Source organism: Pantoea sp. ME81 (assembly GCF_903970985.1).
Taxonomy (GTDB): domain Bacteria; phylum Pseudomonadota; class Gammaproteobacteria; order Enterobacterales; family Enterobacteriaceae; genus Pantoea; species Pantoea communis.
Genome location: NZ_CAJCKS010000236.1, coordinates 1 through 5968 on the forward strand (window position 1 = coordinate 1; position 5968 = coordinate 5968).

The following is a 5968-nucleotide window of genomic DNA, read 5'->3' on the forward strand; positions in this document are numbered from 1 at the left end:
GACTTCGCACGTATCTCCGTCGTTCTCGTGCCGCTCCCTACTCACCGGTCATGCTGACTGCACCCACGCGCCGCGTTGCACATCCCCGGCCGTACGCTCTTTCCCTACACGCAGCCCTTACGCTCTGCTTGGGATAATGCCGCGAATCTTCTCTTGCCACTCAGGAGAAGCGAACTGCTCCGGGAACAACTTCTTCATCACGTCGAGGGTGATTGGCGCAGCAGTTGAAGCACCTGGTGATGCACCCAACAGGGCCGCCACGGTTTTCTGCTGATCGGTCACGATTTCGGTGCCGAGTTTCAGCACGCCGCCTTTATCCGCATCTTTCTTGATGATCTGTACGCGTTGACCCGCCTGGATCAGTTTCCAGTCTTCTTTACGTGCGTTCGGGTAGTACTCTTTCAGCGCGGCAAAACGATCGTCGTCGTTCAGCATCACCTGACCAATCAGGTACTTCACCAGGTCAAAGTTATCGATACCCACGTGAGTCATCGGCATGATATTGCTGGTGGTGGTAGCGCTTAACAGATCGAACAGTGAGCCATTTTTCAGGTATTTGGTGGAGAAGGTCGCGAACGGCCCAAACAGCACTACGCGTTTACCGTCCAGATTACGGGCATCGATGTGTGGAACAGACATCGGTGGCGCACCGACTGAAGCCTGGCCGTACACTTTTTCCAGGTGACGACTGGTCACTTCTGGATTCTCGGTCATCAGGAACGAACCACCGACCGGGAAGCCGCCGTAGTTATCCGCTTCAGGAATACCTGTTTTCTGCAGCAGTTTGATGGCCGCGCCGCCTGCACCGATAAACACATATTTCGCGTCAACCGAACGGTTCTCACCGCTCTTCACATCTTTGATGGTGACGTGCCATGAATTATCGCTGTTACGTTTGAAATCAGTCACTTCTGAAGAGGTTTCTAATTTGAAGTTCTGATCTTTCTTCAGGCTGCCAATCAACTGACGGGTGATTTCACCGTAGTTAACGTCAGTACCGACTGGCGTCCAGGTGGCTGCCACTTTCTGATTAGGATCACGACCTTCCATCACCAGCGGAGCCCACTGCTCAATCTGCTTGTGATCGGTAGAGAACTTCATGCCCTGGAACAGGGTGGTTTTCTGCAGTGCATCGTAACGCTTAGTCAGATACTCAACGTTTTTATCGCCCCAGACAAAGCTCATGTGTGGGGTGGAGTTGATGAATGAACGCGGGTCATGCATTACGCCGCGCTGTACCTGAGAGGTCCAGAACTGACGGGAAATCATGAAAGCTTCGTTAATTTCCAGCGCCTTGCTCACGTCGATTGAACCGTCTGCACGCTCTGGCGTGTAGTTCAGTTCCATGTTCGCAGAGTGACCGGTACCGGCGTTGTTCCAGCCGTTAGACGATTCCAGTGCGACGCCATCCAGACGCTCAACCATCAGCTGCTTCCAGCCTGGTTGCAGTTCCTGTAGCCAGGTTCCCAGTGAGGCGCTCATGACGCCGCCGCCAATCAACAGAACATCGGTTTTTTCTGGTGCGTTTTCAGCGTGGACCACTGAAGAAACAAGCAGCGCTGCCAGTGAAAGGGCAGACACGATTTTTTTAGAGTGAGTCATTCTGATCCTGATCTTTGTACTTTGCAGGTGAACGTTAAAATTTCGGTTTGCAAATTAAAAGATTGTTACTAAAAGATTAACTTGTTTTTAGTTAATAAAGTATTGGTGTTAATTACTTAACTTACATAAAACCAATGTGGCGGGAATTTAAGCAATGAATGCGAAAGGTAGGGAGATATATCCGTGAGTACTGCGCGGTTATTCTTTATAGCGAGCATCGCGACTTAGGTCAAATAAAACACCATAACGCCAGGTTAAATATTTACTCGCTAACTGGGTGCGCATGGCTGCGCACCACGACGATGATTAAGCGCGAACTTTAAAATTGCGTTTCAGCGACATGCCGTATCCCATCAAGGCGCAGCCAGCAATGAACCAGGGAATCATCTTCACCACGCTGGAATCACTGCCGCTTAAGGATTGCAGATTATTGACCACCAAAATAATCGTCACGCTCATACACACCATTGACAGTAACGGTGCCCAGAATACGGTGAATGGATTTTCGCTATTCTCCATCCGACGGAAGAACAGTATCACGGCAGCGGAAACGCCCAGTTGTAAAATCAAAATACACAGTGTGGCGACGGCAGAACCGATAGCGAAGATGTGCACCATTGGGTCCAATCCCGCGCTGCCCATACCTGCCAGTAGCATCAGCATGATCACGCTATGAACGTGGCTGGCATTATGTGGCGTGCCGTTAGTGGGATGAGTTTTGCACAGCTCTTTCCAGATCAAACCATCGCGGCTAATGCTAAACAGATAACGTGAAATATTGTTATGAAACGCCAGCGCCGCCGCAAACAAACTGGTGATCAGCAATACCGACATGGTTTCTACGGCCCACTGTCCAACATATTGCCGGGTAATGTTAAACACGAAGTTGCCGGGATCTTTGCTGGCAATCGCGACAATCTGATCAAAACCGTATGCCTGCACCAGTGACCAACTGGTGAAACAGAAAAATGCCGTGATCAGTAACAAGGCACATACTGTGGCACGCGGCACAGTTTTATGTGGGTCACGGCACTCTTCCGCATATATGGCGGTAGATTCAAAACCGATAAAAGCGGCGATGGTGAAAATAAAGGCGATGCCAAGATTGCCCTGCATAAACACCGACGGCTCGAACGATTGGAAGCTGTAAGGACCGACTTTTTTGATTAACAGCATCACATCGGTGAGTAACACAATAGCCACTTCCGCCAGCATTAATATGCCGAGTAATTTTCCACCGACTTCGACGCGTTTAATGCTCAATACCCAGCATACCAGCACAAATAGCATGCTCAATGCCCACCAGGGAATATGGGCAGAAAAGTGCTCTTCAATAAATAACTGCGTGAAGAATCCCAGCATTGCCACGATGGCAATCTGAATAGAGATATACGCCATCAACGCTAATACTGACGCGGAAGCGCCCCAGTTTTCGCCCATTCCTTTAGAGATATAGGTATAAAAGGCCCCCGCATTATTGACATGACGGCTCATGGCAATAAAGCCCACGGCGAATAACATCAAAATAATACACGAGAGAATATAAAACACCGGAATGCCACCGCCGTTGCCGGAAATAATCGCCACCGGCAAGCCGCCCACCACGCCTGTCAGCGGCGAGGCTGCCGCGACGACAAAAAAGACCAGAGAAAACAAACCCAACGTGTTTTTGCGTAAGCCGGAATCCGTATTCATCGCCAAAGCCCTCAACCGCTAAGAGAAAGTTCTCAGGCAATCTGTGCCGCCTGAGGCAGGTAACATAGCGGCATCATTTCTCAGCTGAGCATCTGGCGGATAGAAAAAATCGGACAGCGTCACAGTGCAACGCTGCACCCTTTTAGTGCTCAGTGGAAACGCAAACGATGGAAATAGGCATCATGCGAAATACGCCGCTGATAATCACAGGGCGTGGTGCTGACAAACTTTTTAAACTCGCGCAGGAAGTGCGACTGATCGCTAAATCCAAGATCAAAGGCCAGATCGCTAAACGATACTTCCTGCTGTAAGTGAATGCTGCCCAGCGCCGACTGACAGCGCAAAATGCGGCTAAAAGCCTTGGGTGACATCCCGGTATCCTGGCGAAACTGGCGCTGAATAGTGCGGCAGGTGTAGCCGGTCAGCGCTTCCAGTTGATCAATGCGAATGTTGCCTTTCTGCTGGCGCATGGTGTGGATGATCAAGGATGTGACGGCGGAAGCTTTGCGCACCAGGCGCGGCGTGAAACTGGCGTTGAACAAAGCAATCTGCCGCGAAAAATCGCGCGTTTGCACGATTTGTTCAAAGGCTAACCGTGCATCCGGCACCACATCGAGGAAATTAAACTCTCGATCGGGAATCTCTTCTGCCATCACATCGAGGAAATCAGGAATGATGCCCGGTGCGAAGCGCACACCAAAATAGTGGTGGTTATGCTGCATATCGGCACCGCGCGCTTCCAGCGTGGTGCCACACACGCGTGCTGCAGGACGCTGCGCATCGCAATCAAACACGATATCCACGCAGCCGTCGGGAATCGCCAGCGTCATGCTGGCACTCTGCGCCACATCAAAACTGTAGAAATGGGAAATAGCCGGGTTGTCTGACGCAATCAGCGAATAATGCTGCGCGGCGTTCAGCACAAACCATGGCTGCTCGGGTTGAAATCCACTGTGGCGATAGAGAGGCAATTGTGTCATGGCGGGCTCCGCTGCGGGCTATTTACTGTCTGAGTGATGCAAGGGCTGTGCCACGCACAAATTTCTTCATGTCGCAAATATTCAATACAGCTCGACAACTGACGCGCTATTTCTATTTCACCCAGCGAAGACCATCGACACCTAAGACGGTTTTAGCCTGTGAAATCGCTATTGATGGCAGCGCTCGCCACGGCGGGAAATAGACCAAAAGACTGATTGATGAGGCGACTTATGAGTGATTCAACCCGGATTGATTTTATTTACCTGTCGGAGCAAGACATGATTCGTGCGGGCGTGACCGATATGGCCGCCTGTGTCGATACCATGGAAGAGATGTTTGGCCTGTTGTATCACGGCGACTATCGCATGGCCGGATCCAACAATGATTCTCACGGCGCGATGGTGACCTTCCCGGAAAATTCGCCGTTCCCGACGATGCCAAAACCCACTGCCGATCGCCGCATGATGGCGATGCCTGCCTACCTTGGCGGCAATTTCGGCACGGCTGGGGTTAAGTGGTATGGCTCCAACATCGCCAACCGTGAGAAAGGGCTGCCACGCTCGATTCTGATGTTCACCCTCAATGATGCGGATACCGGCGCGCCGCTGGCGCATATGTCAGCCAATCTGCTGTCGGCGTATCGCACCGGAGCGGTGCCGGGCGTCGGCGCACGTCATCTGGCGCGAAAGGATTCTCGCGTGATCGGTTTGCTCGGACCGGGCGTGATGGGAAAAACCGCTGTAGCGGCATTTATTGCTGTGTGCCCACACATCGACACCATCAAAGTCAAAGGACGCGGCCAGCGCAGCCTCGATAACTTCATTACCTGGGTGCAGGAGACCTATCCGCAAATTAAGCAGATAGAAATTGTCGACTCACTGGAAGCGGTAGTGCGCGACAGTGACATTGTCACTTATTGCAGCTCAGGTGAAGTCGGTGATCCCGCCACTTATCCGCTTGTGAAACGTGAATGGGTGAAAGCTGGCGCGTTCCTCGCCATGCCTGCGCTGTGCAATATCGATCAAGGCATGGAACTACCCGATGTGCGCAAGGTGCTGGATAACACCGGACTCTATCACGCCTGGTTTGAGGAAGTTCCCAAGCCTGCGCATCGCTGCGTGCCGATTATCGGTGTGCGCTTTATGGATATGGTCGCTGAAGGGCAGCTGCAGGCGGAGCAACTGGAGGATATTGGCAAAATTGTCGCCGGCGAGGCGCCGGGCCGCCAAAACGATAGCGAGATCATCATCATGTCTGTCGGTGGTATGCCGGTGGAAGATGTGGCCTGGGGCACGGTGCTGTATCGCAATGCGCTGGAAAAAGGCATAGGCGTCAAACTCAACCTGTGGGAATCACCGGTTTTAAGCTAATCCACTGATTAACAGAGAAAACATCATGACCAATATCATTAAAGTGAAAACCGGTTCGAAATTTGAAGAGCAGGCGAGTTATTCGCGCATCGTGGCCGTGGATAACTGGATTTATGTCTCCAACACCGCCGGTCGCAACCCACAAACCAAAGAAATTCCCGAAGACCTGCGCGAGCAGACTTTGCAGGTGTTTGCCAATATCGAAGCCGCACTGTCAGCCATCGATGCCTCATTACAGGATGTGGTGTGCTCACGCGTCTTTATTCAGGACCCTGCAGATGTACCTGTAGTGATGGCGATCATTGGTGAGAAGTTCCGAG

General features: G+C 51.7%; 4 protein-coding genes and 1 pseudogene. 2 read left to right on the forward strand and 3 right to left on the reverse strand.

Annotated features, from left to right (window positions below; genetic code table 11):
* Positions 1-126 precede the first annotated feature (126 nt).
* The 3 genes and pseudogenes from mqo to H7A81_RS25005 form a co-directional block, all read right to left on the reverse strand.
* Positions 127-1602: pseudogene (gene mqo, locus H7A81_RS24995) on the reverse strand (malate dehydrogenase (quinone)); the annotation flags it as partial.
* Positions 1603-1908: 306 nt separating this feature from the next.
* Positions 1909-3297, reverse strand: coding sequence for an APC family permease (locus H7A81_RS25000; protein ID WP_182059064.1), 1389 nt, complete (start codon positions 3295-3297; stop codon positions 1909-1911).
* A gap of 149 nt (positions 3298-3446) precedes the next feature.
* A complete protein-coding gene (locus H7A81_RS25005) occupies positions 3447-4277 on the reverse strand; it encodes a helix-turn-helix domain-containing protein (protein WP_034823993.1) in 831 nt (276 codons plus the stop codon).
* 231 nt (positions 4278-4508) lie between these two features.
* Between H7A81_RS25005 and H7A81_RS25010 the strand changes: the two genes are divergently transcribed.
* Both H7A81_RS25010 and H7A81_RS25015 read left to right on the forward strand, forming a co-directional pair.
* The gene (locus H7A81_RS25010) at positions 4509-5648 is read left to right on the forward strand and encodes a tyramine oxidase subunit B (protein WP_182059065.1); all 1140 of its coding nucleotides are present in this window, start codon (positions 4509-4511) and stop codon (positions 5646-5648) included.
* 25 nt (positions 5649-5673) lie between these two features.
* On the forward strand, positions 5674-5968 hold a 295-nt coding region (locus H7A81_RS25015; protein WP_182059066.1), incomplete at its 3' end, for a Rid family hydrolase.

Bases quoted from the DNA above. Each gene is read 5' to 3' on its own strand.
- H7A81_RS25000 (WP_182059064.1), bottom strand. From the start codon at position 3,297: ATGAATACGGATTCCGGCTTACGCAAAAACACGTTGGGTTTGTTTTCT.
- H7A81_RS25005 (WP_034823993.1), bottom strand. From the start codon at position 4,277: ATGACACAATTGCCTCTCTATCGCCACAGTGGATTTCAACCCGAGCAG.
- H7A81_RS25010 (WP_182059065.1), top strand. From the start codon at position 4,509: ATGAGTGATTCAACCCGGATTGATTTTATTTACCTGTCGGAGCAAGAC.